The sequence below is a fragment of the Micromonospora sp. NPDC057141 genome (assembly GCF_042670805.1).
In the GTDB taxonomy this organism is placed as follows: Bacteria; Actinomycetota; Actinomycetes; order Mycobacteriales; family Micromonosporaceae; genus Micromonospora.
In genome coordinates, this window is the sequence record NZ_JBHUVA010000030.1 from 38198 (window position 1) to 55729 (window position 17532).

Here is a 17532-nt window from a genome sequence, read left to right on the forward strand (position 1 = left end):
GGGCGCGAACCCATCAGTCGTCGGTGAAGGCGAACCGAGTGCGAAGCCGGTTGAACCCGACTATCTGATGATCATCTCAACGTTCTCGGCCGCTCTCAGGAGCGACTGCTCGATCTGGTTGACCATGATGCCGATGAACTGTTCCCGGTTGGTGACGGCGTCCGGAGCGTCGCCGACCAAGGCGGCGACCGCCATCCTACGGGTTCGTTCCCGCTGTTCGCCGCGCTTGCTCTCGAGTCGTTTGAGCAGACGTTCGTCGGTCTGCGAGTTGCGCATGCGTAATGGCACGTTAGCCACGTCGAAGGTTAACGCAGTAAGCGCTCCGATAGAGGTGCCAGTGACTGCTCCGACGACCGCGCCGAGCGCCGTGCCGAGCACTGGGATCGGGATCAGCGATCCAGCTCCGCCGCCGACTACCGCGCCGCCGACGAAGCCGGTACGCAGCAACGCATTCCGTGACGATTCAAAGGCGATTTCGTTGACGTCGACGCACGTGTTGGGCGGCGCACCAGGCTCGACCCGCCATTGGTCGATGAGCTCGAACGGAATATCGTGCCGGGCGCACGCCTGCGCCACAAGCTGCTCGACCTGCCTACCCAAGCTCTCATTCCAAGGCCGCGCCTGGTCGGCCAGGCGGTCCTGGGCCGGTTGGCTGGCGAGATGGTCAAGCAGCTCTTGGACGACCACCGTGGCCGCCTTATTGAGCGTTTCGATCTCACCTTGCCGCCACCGGGCCAGCGCACGAGGGGCCACGATCCCGAAGACCTCATCGGTATGCCATCGGGCGTAGACGTCGGCATATTCGGGCAGCCGGGACTCGACGAGCTCGGCGATGGTGCGGGCCTCCACCATGGCGCGCACCTCGGCGCGGAACCCCTCGGCGCGGCGGCGGATTGTGCCGGCCCGGGCCAGCCCGAGGGAGATCGCGTGCTCGGGCTGCCCGGCCCGGTGTACCCGAGTCGGAGCGGGAAACGTCTCCTTAGCGATTTCGACGGTACATGCCATGCGGCTCCCGCCGCCGGTGACGATGACCAGGCCGGGCGGACCACCGATACTGTCCGCGATTGTCTGCAGGTCGTGCCGGTAACGGGCCAGCCAGGACATTCCACCCAGGGTGGCCAACGGTGCGTTCATCGCCGCATCGAAGTCCTCGGCACTCAGCCGGGCGGTCAGCAGGGTTCGTCGCGAGGTCATCAGTTCCACCGACGCGATCAGCGTCTGCCCGGTCTGGCGAAACAGGTGCTCCCTGGAAAAAAACTTCTCCTTCTCCCGCCGGAACTCCAGCAACGCGCGCACGCGTTCCGACCGGTGCCGTTCAAGCCAACGGCGTACCCTCCGGTACTTCCAGCCCCGCGTCGCGCGCTCCAGCAGGATGTCCTCGATGAGGCCGGCACCGAGCGCGACGCCGTCGAAGTTTCCGGCGTCGCCCAGTGCATCGGTGGTCACCGAGCCCCGCGCGACCGTGAAGTCGGTCGTCGACGAACCAATGTCGATGATGAGGACCCGTTCGCCGATCGAGGTTTCCGACATACCTGAGTCACGTTCGTGCACAATGGTCAGGAACGCGGCCCTGGACTCCGGCATCATCATCGTACGAGCCGGTCCGACCGATTGGCGCAGCAATTGTTCATAGTCGGCCACCTCTGTTTCGGTCCAGCCGGAGGGATGACCGAACACCACCAGTGTGTCGCCGTCGATCGCCTCGCCGCTGTCAACGAGCAGGTCCAGAACTGCGCCGACGAATGCCGACGTGGGCCGGTGGACCCGGGGGTCGGCGATGTGCGGGCTCTTGAACTTCGCCTGCATGTCGGTGGCGTCGGGCAGCAGCGCCGCGTTGTCGCCGATCACGATGGTTCCGCTGGGGAGCTTGGCGACTGCGGTCGTGACCACGCGACTGCCCGGGAAGACCTCGACGACATACGGCTGGGACCCATTGGTGACATTCATCCGGGCCACCGAGGTCTCGCCGTGGCCAAGGTCGAAGCCAACCAGCCGCTGTACCGACTTCAGGTCCGAGGTCAATGCGCCCTCCGAGGCGGTACGGCGACCAGCCCACGACGGATCAGCGCCAAGCCGGTGGGCTGGTGCTGCACGAGAGCCGGGCGCAGGGTCTCGGCCGAGCTCCGGCCAGAGGGTGCGGTATCGAAGAACTCACGGTTGGTGTCGTCGAACATCACGGCGACGACGCCTTCGGCAGTCAATGCTGCGGCGAGCCGTCCCGCCGCGACCTGACAGCGCTTGGCATCGTTCTTGATCACCGCATCGAGCAACTCCTGTACGGCATGGGCGGTGTTCTCGTCGGCCAGCCACTCATGCGGCGTCGGATCGTCGCCGACGAGCTTGCCGAGCATCCGATCCACCGCGCGCATGCTGTGGTCCAGCCATCGCACGCAGTCCGCGGCCGTCACCTGGGTCGTCAACGCCACCTCCGGTGGAGGATCGGCATCGACGGCCGCTCGCGCAGGCACCAACCGCAGCATCCACCGCAGGGTACGGGGCACCGCGCGTCGGCCGTAGCGCTGTATGAACGACGCAACATCGGGCCGCACCTTCACCAGTGTCGAGCTCGTGCCGACGATGCCAAGGATGGCGACCACGCCTACAAGGCCGGCCAGGATCGGATCCAATGCGTACGCGGCGACAACGGTGAGAATGGCACTAACCACCGTGATGAGGCTGAGCCACAAGACCGCCTCGCCCACCGCCGGACGTCGTTGTGCGAAGCGCACGTCGTGGTCTTCACTCACCGCCGCGGTCGTCGTGGTCGCGTTCAGCAGCGCCAGCGGCGCCAGGGCCAGCGTGTCGAGCGCATACGCCGCATACGCCGCCTGCAGCGGCGTGACCTCAGGCCGATCCGAGTACGGCCGGACGAGCCCTCGTGTCACATCGCGCAGCAACTCGCCGGCCGCCAGCGGGGTGGTGCCGGCAAGCCTCGCGGCCAGCGCCGCCCGCCCGCGTTCCCACTCCTCGACGAGTGACATCGCTGCCCCCCGATCAATATTCGGAAATCGGCGTTCACCGCACGCTGCGTCCAGAATATAAAGATCGGGCAATCAGCAGCACCATCGTCGCTTTGGCTGGAACTTGCCGCTGACCGACGATGAACGGCTTCTCGACGTGCTACAGAGCTTGGATGGTCAGGTTCGCCTTGTCGGACAAGACCGCCCTGCCGGAAGTGGACCGGCGATAGGTCGACGCCACTCGGGTTAAACGGAGCAGCCGCGACGCGCAGACACCGGCCATCACCTCTGTACCAGGCCGGGCCAGCCGACCCGGGGTACAGCCTGCAGGGCACCCGGGTGAGGGTAAGCAGGTCATGGTCGCCGCTATCCTCGCCCGAGGCATTAATGCACGCGGACATCTGCTTCTCGAATTCCATCGCGTTTCGATCCTCGCCCGGCGCCGTGGCCGGGCGCAGCCACCGTGCCGACGTCGTCGGGCTGCTCCCGCGCGGTGTTGCGATCCTCGCCCGGCGCGGTTGCCGGGCGCAGCCGTTGACGATGCGGCGGGCGCGGTCGGCGTCCACCTCGTTGCGGTCCTCGCCCGGCACGGTGACCGGGCGCAGCCGTCTCGTCGTCGCCGCCCTTGTAGCCGAGGACCTCCGCGTTGCGATCCTCGCCCGGCGCGGTGGCCGGGCGCAGCACGCTGCCCGAGCTGCGCGGGTGCTAGCTAGCGAAGAGCAGACTTGCCCGGTAGGTCGGAATCTGATAGTCAAGTATCTGGTTACGCGGCCAGGGCCGAACCCTGGCAAGCAGCCACGAATCTTCCTGGGCAACGGCGTTGTGGACGTACCGCGACGTGCAGCCCCTCATGCTCCCTTTTCCTAGCGGAGCGCCCGCACGTTGAGTGCGCCCGCCCATCGAACGGAACCCTCCAATGAAGACGATCTACCACGGCTTCCTGCCGAAGCACACCGCCAGCACCCACCGGGTGTTCGCCATCGTCGACCACGGCAGCGGGGAAACAGTGGAGGCGCTGGCCACGTTCCCCACCGCAGGACGGGCCGACACCATCGCGGATCTGCTGAACCTGCTGAGCGTCGGACACCCGCCCCAGCGGACCCGGGACCGGTTGCTGACCGCGCTCGACGCCGAGCCCGGCCCGGTCCGCGCCGCGGTCACCTCGATCCTCGACGCCCTCGACGCTAGCCCTCATGCCCTGGCCATGCACCTGCGACGCCGAGCGACCGCCGGACTCGCCAGCTTCCCGGTCACCGGCTGCCCAACAGATGGATGCGACACCTGCACGACGTGCGCCGATGGATGCCTCGACTGCGATGCCTGCGACAACGGCGAATGCGACACCTGCATACCGCCAGTGATCACCCCACGGACCGCGCTGCTCCTCCACACCGCTGCCGAAATCCTCAGCGACGAGGTCACGTCGGCGTCGGAGGACCCGGACGGCTGGGAAGAGTTCCCACCGTTCTTTCAGCATCTGTCCCCGGCCGCGGTGGACCGGTTCCGCACCGCGTTCCTCGACCTGGCCGCCGACCTCGCCCACGGCACAGAGCCCCACCCACGCACCAACGCCGAAGAGATGGCCCTGCACCTCATGACCGACCGCGCAGCCATCGAACTCGAACTCGGCACCTTCGACGACGACCTGAAACAACTCCCCGAATCCACCGCCGACTACGACTGGGAAGGCATCCTGAACACGCTCTTCCAGGACAGCGACTACGCCATGCTGATGACCAACCCGGGCAAGCTACACCCAACGACGATCACCAGCCTGTTCGAGCCGTTCGACAACACGCCCAAGCGCCCGTACACCACATCCTTCTGACAACCGGAAAGAACCCGCCTACGCGGCGCACCGCAGACGCGGTGCGCCGCCTCGTCGGACAAGCTCGCCCTGCCGCAGGTTGGACCGGTGGTGCGCCGGTGCCACCTGCGCTAATCGGAGCGGCGGCGGCGCGCAGACACCGGCCAGCACCTCGGTGCCCATTCGGACCGGCCGACCCTCGCCGGTGTGATGGCCGGGCGCAGCGAGGTACGGCCGCACAGTGATCTTGTGCCTGAGCAGGTTGCGATCCGCGCCCGGCGCGGTGGCCAGGCGCAGCCGCCCGTGACGCCGGCCTCGGCCCGGCCCGGTTGCGATCCTCGCCCGGCGCGGTGGCCGGGCTCAGCACAGGATGTCTTCACCATCTACCTGTCCGAACATGTGTTGCGATCCTCGCCCGGCGCAGTGGCCGGGCGCAGCTCGGTCGGCCCGAAGTACCAGCCGGACGGCAGCGGGTTGCGATCCTCGCCCGGCGCGGTGGCCGGGCGCAGCCCGCCAGCGTGCGCAGCCGTGCGGCCTGCTGATCGGGGTTGCGATCCTCGCCCGGCGCGGTGGCCGGGCGCAGCACCACCGAGCAACTGAGGGAGATGACCGTGAACCTGGTTGCGATCCTCGCCCGGCGCGGTGGCCGGGCGCAGCGTGCCCCGGCTCGTCGGGGACCCGTCCGGGCCCGTGCGGTTGCGATCCTCGCCCGGCGTGGGGGCCGGGCGCAGCACGGCGTGGGGGCCGGGCGCAGCACGGCGCGGTGGCCGGGCGCAGCACGGCGCGGTGGCCGGGCGCAGCACGGCGCGGTGGCCGGGCGCAGCGTCGTCGATGGCGTTCAGTTCGGCCAGCTTGACCTCGTTGCGATCCTCGCCCGGCGCGGTGGCCGGGCGCAGCGACCCGTCCGGAGCCGTCGCGGAGCTGGTACGTGCCGTTGCGATCCTCGCCCGGCGCGGTGGCCGGGCGCAGCTCGCTGACCATCCGGCCGTCGTCGTAGCGGGACTGGTCGTTGCGATCCTCGCCCGGCGCGGTGGCCGGGCGCAGCAAGGCGGAGACGAATTTTCGCATCGCTTCCAGGGGTGGTTGCGATCCTCGCCCGGCGCGGTGGCCGGGCGCAGCACGACCGAGGAGACCCGAGCCGCATGAAGACGACCACGTTGCGATCCTCGCCCGGCGCGGTGGCCGGGCGCAGCCGTAGGTGGACGCGTTCCAGAGGAAACGCTCCATCTGGTTGCGATCCTCGCCCGGCGCGGTGGCCGGGCGCAGCACCCCCACCCGGCCGCCGCCTACGGTCTGGCCCAGGTTGCGATCCTCGCCCGGCGCGGTGGCCGGGCGCAGCACCTGCGCTCCGACGTGCGGGTGGGCACCACGGTCCCGTTGCGATCCTCGCCCGGCGCGGTGGCCGGGCGCAGCAAGATGACCCCCGACTGGGCGAAGGTCCACATGAGCGTTGCGATCCTCGCCCGGCGCGGTGGCCGGGCGCAGCCAGACCGACGAGCAGGATCCGGCCGCCGGTGATGGTGTTGCGATCCTCGCCCGGCGCGGTGGCCGGGCGCAGCTCGGGGTGGTCGAGGGCATGGCCCTGTTCAACTCGTTGCGATCCTCGCCCGGCGCGGTGGCCGGGCGCAGCACAACCGAGAGGACGGGCCGACATGGCCAAGGAGAAGTTGCGATCCTCGCCCGGCGCGGTGGCCGGGCGCAGCAGCACGGCGAAGTCGCTCGGGTCGGCGTCCGCGAAGTTGCGATCCTCGCCCGGCGCGGTGGCCGGGCGCAGACGGACCTGATCCGGGAGACGCTCGGCTACTCGTGGTTGCGATCCTCGCCCGGCGCGGTGGCCGGGCGCAGGTGGGTGCCGAAGATGATGCGGTGCGCGACCAGCCGGTTGCGATCCTCGCCCGGCGCGGTGGCCGGGCGCAGCACGGGCGGGGTGACGGTACGGCAGTCCCGGCCGAAGTTGCGATCCTCGCCCGGCGCGGTGGCCGGGCGCAGCTGACCGCACACGTAGTCAGCGCCGTCGGTGTCCTTGTTGCGATCCTCGCCCGGCGCGGTGGCCGGGCGCAGTGGTTCGACGACGACGGGCCGGCCTGGGACGCCCAGGTTGCGATCCTCGCCCGGCGCGGTGGCCGGGCGCAGCGTCATCACCCCCACCTACACCACGGTGTACGCCGGGGTTGCGATCCTCGCCCGGCGCGGTGGCCGGGCGCAGGCCGGCCACGTCTCGCGGACCGACGGGTCACACAGGTTGCGATCCTCGCCCGGCGCGGTGGCCGGGCGCAGATGACGACCGGGGCGATCCGGTCGGACACCTCCCGGTTGCGATCCTCGCCCGGCGCGGTGGCCGGGCGCAGAGCGCGACGGAGAGCGCGTCGTACTCATCCGAAAAGGTTGCGATCCTCGCCCGGCGCGGTGGCCGGGCGCAGACGCCGTGGAAGTGATCTGCACCGACGGTGACCAGCGGTTGCGATCCTCGCCCGGCGCGGTGGCCGGGCGCAGATGGCGTGGGAGTCTCAACTACGGGATCACCCGAACGGTTGCGATCCTCGCCCGGCGCGGTGGCCGGGCGCAGGAGCTGTCGACGAGGGTGGTCGACGAGGTGACGTCCTGGGTTGCGATCCTCGCCCGGCGCGGTGGCCGGGCGCAGTGGTTGTCGGCCGCACCCGGCTCCGCCATGCCAGCGTTGCGATCCTCGCCCGGCGCGGTGGCCGGGCGCAGACTGGCGGACCCGGCGCCGATTGTCGAGGCGACGAAGGTTGCGATCCTCGCCCGGCGCGGTGGCCGGGCGCAGGTGGCCACGTAGGCGACGACGACGGCGGCCCGGCCGGTTGCGATCCTCGCCCGGCGCGGTGGCCGGGCGCAGTCGGGTGGATCGCGTACAGGTTGGTCGTCAGCTCGGCGTTGCGATCCTCGCCCGGCGCGGTGGCCGGGCGCAGCTGGCGGCTCATCGCCACAGACGGCACCATCCTCAACGTTGCGATCCTCGCCCGGCGCGGTGGCCGGGCGCAGTCGGGCAGCTCACGAACTTCTGGGCGGACACCCGGGAGTTGCGATCCTCGCCCGGCGCGGTGGCCGGGCGCAGGCCGCCTGCATCGAGTGCTGCCGCGCCTCGGCCCGGTTGCGATCCTCGCCCGGCGCGGTGGCCGGGCGCAGTCTGGTGGACGCGCCGGTTGCTGCCGTATCCACGGTTGCGATCCTCGCCCGGCGCGGTGGCCGGGCGCAGGGCGGCAACTCGCAGCCGTCGACCTGCGCGCTGGCCCTGTTGCGATCCTCGCCCGGCGCGGTGGCCGGGCGCAGCTCGGCCCCCACCTCGACTGGCTCCGGCACCGGCGCGTTGCGATCCTCGCCCGGCGCGGTGGCCGGGCGCAGTTCGTCTCCCGGGGCGCGGACAGTTCCGCCGACGGGTCGTTGCGATCCTCGCCCGGCGCGGTGGCCGGGCGCAGCCGCCAAGGACCTGGCCGCCATCGTGTCCGCCGACCTGGTTGCGATCCTCGCCCGGCGCGGTGGCCGGGCGCAGAAGGTCGCCGCGATCACCGGCACGGTCAACCCCGAGGTTGCGATCCTCGCCCGGCGCGGTGGCCGGGCGCAGCGGCCCTCGCCGTACAGGCCGTCGGCGAGTTCGGTGTTGCGATCCTCGCCCGGCGCGGTGGCCGGGCGCAGGCGGCGCATTCCCTACGGGGTGATGAGGGCTGCCATGTTGCGATCCTCGCCCGGCGCGGTGGCCGGGCGCAGGTCCTTCTCGGAGACCCGGCCGATCTCGTCGGTGGAATGTTGCGATCCTCGCCCGGCGCGGTGGCCGGGCGCAGAGCGTCTCCAGGGTCACCAGCGCGTATCTCGCGCACGAGGTTGCGATCCTCGCCCGGCGCGGTGGCCGGGCGCAGCCGGGTATCGCTCGGCCACCGCCAGCGCGGCGACGAGTTGCGATCCTCGCCCGGCGCGGTGGCCGGGCGCAGGATCCGGCCCTGCCGCATCAGCAGCCAGCACATGCCCTGTTGCGATCCTCGCCCGGCGCGGTGGCCGGGCGCAGTTGCCCGCCGTCCACACGGCGCTCCAGACGGTCTGGTTGCGATCCTCGCCCGGCGCGGTGGCCGGGCGCAGGGGCGATGGCGGAATACCAGATGAGCAGGGACCTCCAGGTTGCGATCCTCGCCCGGCGCGGTGGCCGGGCGCAGCCCCGAGCGCCATCAACTGATTGCCTCGGGCGAGCAGGGTTGCGATCCTCGCCCGGCGCGGTGGCCGGGCGCAGACGCCACCACCGCCCGCATCTGCACCTACCACCTCGTTGCGATCCTCGCCCGGCGCGGTGGCCGGGCGCAGCCGGCTTCGTCCACACTGCCAGCATCATCGCCCACGCGTTGCGATCCTCGCCCGGCGCGGTGGCCGGGCGCAGACGACGAAACCCCGACACACGTGCGCCACCATCCGAGTTGCGATCCTCGCCCGGCGCGGTGGCCGGGCGCAGTTGTGTTCCGCCGGACTGACCGAGGAGTTACAGATGACGTTGCGATCCTCGCCCGGCGCGGTGGCCGGGCGCAACGGGCACCACCGGCTCACCGTCGACCCGGCGGCGGCTGTTGCGATCCTCGCCCGGCGCGGTGGCCGGGCGCAGGTTCACGAGCAGCAAAGATAGTCGCATGCCAATGGGATGGCGACTTGCCCATAGTCCGTTTTACCCATTTGATGCCTATTCTTTGGTTCGGAACCCCCCGGCGTTCCGTGTTCACTTGGGGTTCCTAGATCACCAACGGTCCTCGTGGGTCGATCGCCCGTGGTTTGCCGAGGTGTTCGATGTCGTCGAGTGCTTGGGCTGGTAGGTGGTAGATCCGGATGGTGTCCTGGGTGGGGTCGATGACCTCTTGGAGGGCGGCGACGAGGCGTACCTTGTCGGTTTCGCGGCAGACCACCTCGAACACTGACTTCTGTACGCGGTGTCCGTATGCCTCGCAGATCTTGGCGACTTTGCGGAGTCGGCGTTGGCCTTGTGGGGTGACTGTCTCGACGTCGTATGTGACGAGGAGGTCCATAGGTTAGTTCACCGTCCACGGCTGGTAGGCGGTCAGGTCGCCGCGGAGGTGACGTGCGAGGAGTCTGGCCTGGACGAGGGGCAGCAGGGCGGCGGGTACTTGCCGGCCGAGTTGTGCGTGTGGCCAGTCGCGTTGTCTGCTTTGCTGCCAGGCGGCCAGTACGGTTTTGCGTCCGCTGTCGGTGAGTCGGTAGGCCCCGTTCGGTAGCGCTTCGAAGTCGGTGGGGGTGAGTTCTCGTCTGTTGAGCATGGTGAGTGCGAGTCGGTCGGCCAGCAGTGGTCGGAACTCTTCCATCAGGTCCAGGGCGAGGGCGGGTTTGCCGGGTCGGACGGCGTGCAGGTAGCCGATGTAGGGGTCGAGTCCGACCTGTTCGAGTGCGCCTTGTACGGCGACGCGCAGCATGCCGTAGAGGAAGGAGAGCAGGCAGTTGAGCGGGTCGGTGGGGGGTCGTTTGTTGCGTCCGGAGGCCTTCCAGTCTTTGTTGTCGGTGAGCAGGTAGGGCATGGCGGCGAAGTAGTCGCGGGCGGCGATGCCTTCGACGCCGAGGATTTCGTTGGTGTTGGCTGCGGTGGTGAGGAGTTCGAGGCGTCCGGCTAGGAGTTCGGCACTGGCCCGCAGCGTGGTCTGGCGGTGTCCGCTGGCGTCTCGGGCGGTGCGTAGGAGGACTTGTCGGGCGTTGTGTATCTTGCCGGCGACGATGGCGACCGCGATCGGTAGCTGCCGTGTTGGTGAGTCGGCGGCGCGGTGTTGGGCTTGGCGTAGCAGTGGGTTGCCGTGGGTGGGGCCGACCAGGCCGGCGCGGAAGCGTCCGCTGCCGGTGAGCCAGCTGACGGAGCGTCCGTCGTCGGCGCAGCGCAGGAGGAGGTCGTCGGTGGGGGTGACTCCGCTGAACAGGACCAGGTGGTCGAGGCGGACGAGTGGTAGTAGTCGGCGTTCGGGTTGGTCGGGGTGGTAGATCCGGACGGTGTCGCCGTCGAGGCGGAGGTGGGTGCCGGGGGTTTGCACGTAGAGGGTGTTGAGGAGCTCAGTCACGCCACTGTCCCAATGGTCGTGGGGTCAACAGGTTGGGGTGGGTGTGTCGCTGGCCGTCGGTCAGTTCGGGCAGGCAGTCCTCGCGTAGGGAGCAGCGGCGGCAGCGGGCGTCGTTGCGGGCGGCGGGCAGGGTCGGGGTGTCCAGCAGGCGTCGTACGGCTTTGGTGGCGGCGATGACGCGGTCGAGGAGGTCGGTGTCGATGGGTACGGGGTGTCGGCGCCGTTCGGCGACGGAGTAGATGTAGCCGGTCGGCACGTGGAGGCCGGCTTCGATCAGGCAAAGTGCCTGTCCGCCGAGTTGCAGCTCGGCGGGGCCGCCGGGTTTGTACCGTCCGACCTTGTACTCCACAGGTGTGGCGGTGTCGTTGTCGAACTCGACGATGTCGCAGATGCCGCGTAGGCCGTGGGTGTGGCTCCATACGGGTAGGGACCGGATCACGGTGAGGCCTCGGCGGCGTTGGATGCCGGGTAGGTCGACGGTGGTGTGGCTGAGGTCGCCGCGGACGGTCTCGACGTTTTCCGACCAGACGCCCTCGACGTGGATCAGCGCCGTCTGGCGGCGGCAGTAGGCGTAGTGCTCGAGCGCGGACAGCGGCACCTCCCGCAGGTCGGTGCCGCTGTCCGTCAGGTGGTGGCCGGTCACGGCCAGAGGTCGACCAGTTTGGTCAGCGTGACGCCGTCGGGCAGTTCCGCCTCGTTGATGTGGCGGGTGTAGTCGGTGTGGGTGCGCGGCGCCTTGTCGTCGTTGGCGCGGGTGAGGGTGATGCGTTGGGTGAGGGCGGCCGAGGGGGCGACACCGAGGGCGTCGGGGTGGCTGAACACGTACAGCCCGCACAGTTTCATCTCGCCGCGGGTGGCGGCCCGGTCGTGGTCGAACATGACCGTCATGGCCTGCCACAGGGCGGCCAGGTCGTCGCTGGTCACGCCGGTCTTGGTCGCGCGGGGGGCGGAGTAGAACACGTGCGTGCGGTACAGGCCGTACGGGACGGTCCACTTGGAGCCGATCTCGGTGCGTTCCCCCTTGTCGATGTCGTCCTGTCGGGTCTGGGTGACCCGGGTGATGGTGTGGTCGGTGGGCACGATCGGGTCGATGCTGCGGGCGAAGGTGAGCTGCAGCGGGCCGCGGACCTGCCCGGCGCCGCCGCCCTTGCCGGTGCTGAGCACGGCGCCGAACATCCGCACGTCGAAGTAGTGCTCGCAGAGCCACTGCTGGGCGGCCGCGGCCTCGGCGGGGGTCGGCTTGTTGCTGACCTTGGGCGGGTTGGCGGTGAAGGCGCCCTCGATGCGGGTGTTGAGGGCGTGGCCGGCTTCGACGAAGATGCCGTAGCGGGGGTCGTCGCCGCGCAGCAGCGACACGGTGTCGCGGATCTTGCGCTTGATCGCGACGTCGGTGACCAGGCCCTGTCCGCTCTCGTCGTCGGTGCGTGGCTGGTTGCCGGCGTCCGGGTCGCCGTTGGGGTTGCCGTCGGTGACGTCGAACAGCAGGACGGCGTCGTGGCGGCGGGTCGGGTCCAGGTGCGCGGCGCTCATGCGTCGTCTCCTTCGTCGTCGGTGGTTGGGGCCACGTCGTTCGGCTCGGGGGGCAGGTCGGTGTTCTTCTTGTTCGCGGCGGCGGCGAGCCGTTCGGTGCGCATCTCGGCGCGTTGCTGGTGGTAGCCGAGGATGAACTGGGCCTTGTCGGTCAGCACTGCGGCGCTGGGGATCGTGTCGAGCTGGACGAACAGGTCGTCGAGGCGCCTCTCGTACGCGTTCGACCAGGTCGGTCGGCGCAGGGGCCCGCGTAGCCGTTTGAGCCATGCCTGCACGGTGCGGCGGCCGGAGACGATGACGACCTGCGGGTTGTCGATGGCCCGGCCGAAGTAGCGTTCGGCGAAGGTGGTGTTGAGGCGCTGGTCGGCGACCCGGGACACGGTCCGTTGCAGGTCGTCCATGACGGCGAAGATGCGGCCGGCGACGTAGGCCGGCGGCTGCTTGTGCTCGACGTTCAAGGTCGGCGTCAGCCTCTCTCGTTCATGTGCGGGCAGGGTCGGGTGGCGGCGCAGGGCCAGCCGGATCAGCGCGGCGCGGGCCGGGTCGAGCCGGCCGTCGATACGGATCCGGTTGATGACGTGGTGGAGCAGTTTCGGTGGCAGCGGCTGCTTGAGCAGCGCGGCGCGCAGGAGCCGGTGGAACATGTCGGGCGGGCGGTGTTCGCCGGACGCGCCGAACTTGGTCCAGTTCCCGGGGCCGCCGTTACGGCCGGCTTCGAACCGCCCGGCCGCCCGGGCCAGCTGGGAGACCTTGATCCGCACCACCTCACCGGTCCAGGCGTCGACGATCTGGTGGTCGTCGTACCAGGACCGGATGTTGTCCTTCACCTGGCTGATCGGCTGCTCGACCCAGTCCCGGACGACCACCCGGGCGACGTTGCCGCCCACCGTCACCGAGCAGTACCGCGATAGGTCGTCGACCGTCGCCTCCGTGCCGTCGGCAGGGCCGGCGAGCAGGTTGCGGATCTGGGCGGGGTCCAGTTGCTCGACGGTCGCCCACGGGTCGAAGGTCGACCCGCCCAGCACCCACCAGGCGAGCCGGGCGTTCTGCCCCGACAGCGCGGTGCTGTGTAGCGGGTCGGAGAGCAGACCGGTCAACGCGGTCGTGAACTTCAGGCCGCAGTCGGCGCAGATCGGGGTGTTCGTCAGCGACGTCTGCAGCTCGTAGCCGTGCGCGGCCTCGTTCATGCTGACCAGCGACGCGTTCTGGGTGGCGCCGGGCACCCACCGCCGGGGGATCAGCTGCGGCACCGTCTGCAGCAACGGCTGCACCTGCCCACAGACCAGACACAGGCCCGAGCGCCCCGACCCCTTCCGGTCACCGGCTACCTCGGCCCAGAACCGTCGCGCCGGCGCGGTGTCCGCCGCGTACTCCCCGTCGATCGAGAAGCCGATCAGGTCTCCCCTGACCCAGCCGGGCGGTGGCGCGAGCCTGCCGGCGTGCCCGTCCCGGTAGAAGGCGACGATGGCCGGACCCGGACCATCTGGCTCGGCGGCGGCCCACGCGGTGATCAGGGCGCGGAACGCGTCGTGCTGCTTCGCGACCCGCTCCGGTTTGGCCCCCTCCGACAGCCAACCGAAGACGTACTCGCCGTTGTCGACCGCGAGCACCGGTGAGATCCCGGCGGTACGGGTCACCGCCGGCACCAGCCGCGACGCACCGAATCGATGGCCGGGGTCGTCCTTGTTCGCCGTGTCGACAAAGCCTCCCCGCGGCACGCCGCTGCCGTCGAGGTCCAGGCTCCACCGCACCGGTTTGCGTGCGTAGAACTTTGGGGTGTTGTCCCCGCTGGTGTCGGCGTACTCCACCAGCCGCTGCAGCAGCACTAGGCGACCTGGCCTTCCATCGGAAGCGCCAACTCGATCCCGCGTTCCGGCACGGACAGCACCCCGGCGACGACCCGGGCGGCGAACCACTCCATCCGCGGCTGGCCCGGATTCCCGTCACGGTGCACGGAGTGCAACATGATGCCGACCTCCTCGTTGACGTCCGCCCGCGGCGTGTCGTCCGGCCAGCCGAACTCCGCGCTGAACTCCCGGGTGCCGAGGTACGGCTGCTGGAAGCACGCCCCCTTACGGACCCGACGACGAAGCTGATCCCGATACGCCGCGACGGGCTTGTCCGCGTGCGCCGCCAACTCGATGTGGGCATGGATCCGATACGCCACATCACGCAGACAGACAGCGTTGCGCTGGTCACGATGCGCCGCGGTGTCGACCCTGCGGGTACCCTTCACCGCCTCCGCCAGAGGCGCCACGTCAGAGGTCTCGTTACGCCGAACCGAGAACTGCCTCACCGGCTTGAGCACCTCGATCGCCACGATCTGGTACCGCATCTCCGGCTTCCAGAAGATCGATTCGAGAACCCCCACCGCGGCGGACGGCGTCATCACCGGATAACTGACCCGCTCCACCTTCAACTCCGGCCGCGAGAACAACGCCGCCTCACCGCTGACCTGCACCACAACCGGCAGATCACCCTCCGCGCTTCGCCGCAGCACCACCCCGTTGACCACATCCGTCGTCACAGCACAATCCCTCCCACGCCAGAACCAGTCGAACACCTGATCGACAAAGGACCAAACCACAGAACCGACCGTCGCCTCACACAACAGGTGCGAGAATCCACGACCGGTATGACAAGAACCAGTGATTCATAAGCCCAGCCGTCAGCCAGTTGACGCTGACGGCAGCCCCAGGTCCACCAACACCACAGAAAGACACTCACCCGGCATGGACCTTCGTCCATACTTTTCGCGCTCGCCCAGCAGCGCAGTCATCGTCAGATGACGAACTGCTCCAGATTCGGGTCAAGGTTGATCCCCGTCGCGTCGTCGTACTCACCGAGCCATTCGACCAACGCGCCCCGCCGCACCTCGTTACCGAAGATCGGCCGCAGTAGCGCTGTCACGCCAGGCCCCTTCAGGACGCTGGGGTGAAGGCTCGTCGTGTACGCCTGCAGACGCCGCAGCTTCGCCAGGTCCGCAACCGGTGCCTGGCGCAGCTCCACGATCAACTGCTCCAGTTCACGCCGCAGTTCAGGTGTCTCGGCCCCCTGCGGGGTCACCACGCTGATCCCGTCGTCGTCGATGATCCGGAATGCCAGCTTCCGATCCCGCGACTTGGTGCTCGCGTCCATCGGCCCCTCGGCCACGGTCTGGAACTCCCACCGCTGGCGAGCCCGTTGGATGCGCTGCCCGACATGCTGGCCATCGGCGAGATTAAGCTCGCTGTACACATTGCGGTAGTAACGTCCCAGGGCCGCCACGTCGTCGGGGTCGGCCTTGTCCGGCCCGAACTGACGCTCGGTGCAACCGACCAACGTCTTGTATGCCGGCGGTTGCCCGCCGTCTTCTGGCGCGAACACCACGACGCGCCCGCCTTCCGCGATCGTCCCCTCACGGTTGGCGCGCCCGGCCGCCTGCAGTAGCGAGTCCGCAGGCGCGAGCGCCCGGAACACGACCGGGTAGTCGACGTCTACTCCGGCCTCGATCAGTTGGGTGGCCACGAGCAGGACACGCTCGCCCCGGCCAAGGCGTGCCCGCACCTGCTCGAGCACCCGCCGCCGGTGGGCCGGGCACATTCGGGTGGACAGGTGCCAGGCCACATCGTCCGGCTCGATGTCACGCCACCGCTCGTACACCGCCTTCGCGTTCGCTGTCGTGTTCACCACGACCAGCGCCGACGGTTCCGCGACGGCCTGGTCGGCGATGTCGGCCAACGTTGGGCGCGGGTCGAGCTGCCACTCGTAGCGCACCCGTCGCAGATCACTGACCAGCTTCGGAGTGTCGTGCACCAGGTCCGTGCAGGACACATCCTTGAACTCATCCAACGCCCAAAAGCTCGGCTGCGTGGCCGAGGACAGCAGCACGGTCGCGCCGAAGTGCCGCACCAGCAGCCGGATCCCATCAAGAATCGGCACGAGCATCGCATGCGGCAGCGCCTGCACCTCGTCCAGCACGATCACCGAGTTGGCCAGCCGATGCACCCGACGCATCGCCGACGGCTTACGGGCGTACAACGACTCGAAGAGCCGGACGAAAGTCGTGACGACGAACGGCGCGTCCCAGTTCTCGGCAGCCAACCGCGCCCACCGGCCCACTGCCGGGTCATCGAAGTCAGCCTGGCTGTGATGCTCAAGGACCGCCGGCTCTGCGCCCTCCTCGTCGAGCAACCGACGATAGACGGCAGCATTCTGCTCGGTGATGGTGAGAAACGGGACCGCCACGATCACCCGACGCAGACCATGCTTCTCCGCGTGCCGCAACGCGAACCCACCGCTTGCCAGGGTCTTCCCCGCCCCAGTCGGCGCACCAAGGCGAAACACCCCACGATCTCGCTCGGCCGCCGCGAGGCAGTCCACGTATACCCGCTCCCTCAAACTGCCGATCGCAGTGCCACCACGCCCGACCAGCTCCTCACCCCGCCGACGCTCGAACAACTTGTAGAGGTAACCAAGATCAGCGTCTGGACGTACGCGCGGGCTGGCCAGCCCCTGAAAGTGCGCGGCGGTGTCCAGGCTGTCCGCGTCGACCAGAGCGCTGTAACACAGACGCAGCGCCATCTCCCCTGCCAGGCGGTCTTCCCGCCAGTCAACCGGGACGAGAGGGTCGAACCGCTCGGGCAAGTCCGGCAACAACCCCGGCAACTCCCGCTCAGCGGACAGCACATTGCCGGGCGCCTCAGCGAGCCGCCGACGGAACGCTCCCTGCAGGTCAGGCCCATCGATCAGACCACCATGATGGCCGAAGATCGCACCAGCGAACGGACCGAGCCCACGCTCGTGCGCGATCCGGGTTCCGAATGACTTGTGGTCGGTGCCAACCGACCGACCGGTGGACGCGACAGCAGCCAGCTTGTCCTGCCAGGCACACGACGCCTTGCCCACGTCATGCAACGCGCCAAGCCAGTACCCCACCTCACCACCACCGAAGGCGGCTGTAAAGCTACGCGCCAGCTCCGCAGTGCTACGAAGATGATCAGCGAGCCGATGCCAACGGCTCGTGCCAGGAGCAGGGCTATGCGCCCACAGAGAAGACACGGACGGACCCTACGCACCTCGCCGAATCCCGCCACCGATCGATCGGGAACTGGACACCAGAAACCTCGCGGAGTATCAGCCGATTGTGGTTTGACCGGCGCCCAAGGTAATACGAGGCCGTCACCACCGTAAGTAGCAGACTCAG

General features: G+C 69.3%; 10 protein-coding genes and 1 CRISPR repeat array. Of the genes, 1 reads left to right on the forward strand and 9 read right to left on the reverse strand.

The genetic code is table 11. The annotated features are described in order from the left end of the window. Positions 1 to 60: 60 nt before the first annotated feature. The gene (locus ACFT41_RS17345; protein WP_377587492.1) at positions 61 to 2022 is read right to left on the reverse strand and encodes an Hsp70 family protein; all 1962 of its coding nucleotides are present in this window, start codon (positions 2020 to 2022) and stop codon (positions 61 to 63) included. After that, on the reverse strand, positions 2019 to 2981 hold the full coding sequence (locus ACFT41_RS17350; protein ID WP_377587491.1) for a hypothetical protein: 963 nt from the start codon (positions 2979 to 2981) through the stop codon (positions 2019 to 2021). Before ACFT41_RS17350 ends, ACFT41_RS17345 begins: the two co-directional genes overlap by 4 nt. A 949-nt stretch (positions 2982 to 3930) precedes the next feature. Between ACFT41_RS17350 and ACFT41_RS17355 the strand changes: the two genes are divergently transcribed. Continuing rightward, the gene (locus tag ACFT41_RS17355) at positions 3931 to 4788 is read left to right on the forward strand and encodes a hypothetical protein (RefSeq protein ID WP_377587490.1); all 858 of its coding nucleotides are present in this window, start codon (positions 3931 to 3933) and stop codon (positions 4786 to 4788) included. 239 nt (positions 4789 to 5027) lie between these two features. Beyond that, positions 5028 to 9370: a CRISPR direct-repeat array (repeat unit 36 nt; unit sequence GTTGCGATCCTCGCCCGGCGCGGTGGCCGGGCGCAG). A gap of 124 nt (positions 9371 to 9494) precedes the next feature. Here ACFT41_RS17355 and cas2 read toward each other — a convergent pair. From cas2 to cas3, 7 genes are all read right to left on the reverse strand, one after another. Then, positions 9495 to 9785, reverse strand: coding sequence for a CRISPR-associated endonuclease Cas2 (cas2, locus tag ACFT41_RS17360; protein WP_377589847.1), 291 nt, complete (start codon positions 9783 to 9785; stop codon positions 9495 to 9497). 3 nt (positions 9786 to 9788) lie between these two features. Beyond that, on the reverse strand, positions 9789 to 10817 hold the full coding sequence (cas1c, locus tag ACFT41_RS17365) for a type I-C CRISPR-associated endonuclease Cas1c (protein ID WP_377589848.1): 1029 nt from the start codon (positions 10815 to 10817) through the stop codon (positions 9789 to 9791). Further along, positions 10810 to 11460 (reverse strand): CRISPR-associated protein Cas4, encoded by a 651-nt coding sequence (gene cas4 / locus ACFT41_RS17370; protein ID WP_377589849.1) that lies wholly within the window; start codon positions 11458 to 11460, stop codon positions 10810 to 10812. Before cas4 ends, cas1c begins: the two co-directional genes overlap by 8 nt. Next, entirely contained in the window at positions 11457 to 12347 is an 891-nt protein-coding gene (gene cas7c / locus ACFT41_RS17375; protein ID WP_377589850.1) for a type I-C CRISPR-associated protein Cas7/Csd2, read from the reverse strand. The genes cas4 and cas7c overlap by 4 nt, the downstream gene beginning before the upstream one ends. Beyond that, positions 12344 to 14173: a type I-C CRISPR-associated protein Cas8c/Csd1 gene (gene cas8c / locus ACFT41_RS17380; RefSeq protein WP_377589851.1), complete on the reverse strand. Its 1830-nt coding sequence runs from the start codon at positions 14171 to 14173 to the stop codon at positions 12344 to 12346. Before cas8c ends, cas7c begins: the two co-directional genes overlap by 4 nt. Further along, a complete protein-coding gene (gene cas5c / locus ACFT41_RS17385; protein WP_377589853.1) occupies positions 14173 to 14862 on the reverse strand; it encodes a type I-C CRISPR-associated protein Cas5c in 690 nt (229 codons plus the stop codon). The genes cas8c and cas5c overlap by 1 nt, the downstream gene beginning before the upstream one ends. Before the next feature lie 266 nt (positions 14863 to 15128). Further along, positions 15129 to 17387 carry a CRISPR-associated helicase Cas3' gene (cas3, locus tag ACFT41_RS17390; RefSeq protein ID WP_377589852.1) on the reverse strand — a complete coding sequence of 753 codons (2259 nt, stop codon included), beginning with the start codon at positions 17385 to 17387 and terminating at the stop codon, positions 15129 to 15131. Between the last annotated feature and the right edge of the window lie 145 nt (positions 17388 to 17532).